Below are 779 nucleotides of genomic sequence, written 5' to 3'. Positions count from 1 at the left end.
CAATTACAGTTACTTATACTTACACTGATGGCAATAGCTGCTCGAACAGCGACACCGCGAACATACTTGTAAACACGGCTCCGACAGTGGATGCCGGAAACTACGGCCCGTTGTGCGACAACGTAAGCCCTATTACCCTAACTGGAACACCGACAAATTCCAACGGAACTTGGAGCGGAACAGGAGTTACCAATAATGGAGATGGTACGGCTACATTCAATCCAGCCGGTCTTAGCGGATCAATTACGGTTACTTATAGTTACACTGATGGCAATAGTTGCTCGAACAGTGACACTGCGAACATACTTGTAAACACAGCTCCAACAGTGGATGCCGGAAACTACGGCCCGTTGTGCGACAACGTAAGCCCGATTACCCTAACCGGAACACCAACAAATTCCAACGGAACATGGAGCGGAACAGGAGTTACCAATAATGGAGATGGAACGGCTACCTTCAATCCGGCCGGTCTTAGCGGATCAATTACAGTTACTTATACTTACACTGATGGCAATAGCTGCTCGAACAGCGACACCGCGAACATACTTGTAAACACGGCTCCGACAGTGGATGCCGGAAACTACGGCCCGTTGTGCGACAACGTAAGCCCTATTACCCTAACTGGAACACCGACAAATTCCAACGGAACTTGGAGCGGAACAGGAGTTACCAATAATGGAGATGGTACGGCTACATTCAATCCAGCCGGTCTTAGCGGATCAATTACGGTTACTTATAGTTACACTGATGGCAATAGTTGCTCGAACAGTGACACTGCG

Annotated in this window: 1 protein-coding gene; it reads left to right on the top strand. The window is 48.5% G+C overall.

The features are described from left to right. Window positions 1-779 (top strand): hypothetical protein (locus MB09_RS16255; RefSeq protein WP_045081808.1); only part of this gene is annotated, 779 nt, incomplete at both ends.

This window comes from Aequorivita vladivostokensis, assembly GCF_000952855.1.
GTDB lineage: Bacteria > Bacteroidota > Bacteroidia > Flavobacteriales > Flavobacteriaceae > Aequorivita > Aequorivita vladivostokensis.
This window is presented reverse-complemented; position numbering and strand designations above follow the sequence as displayed.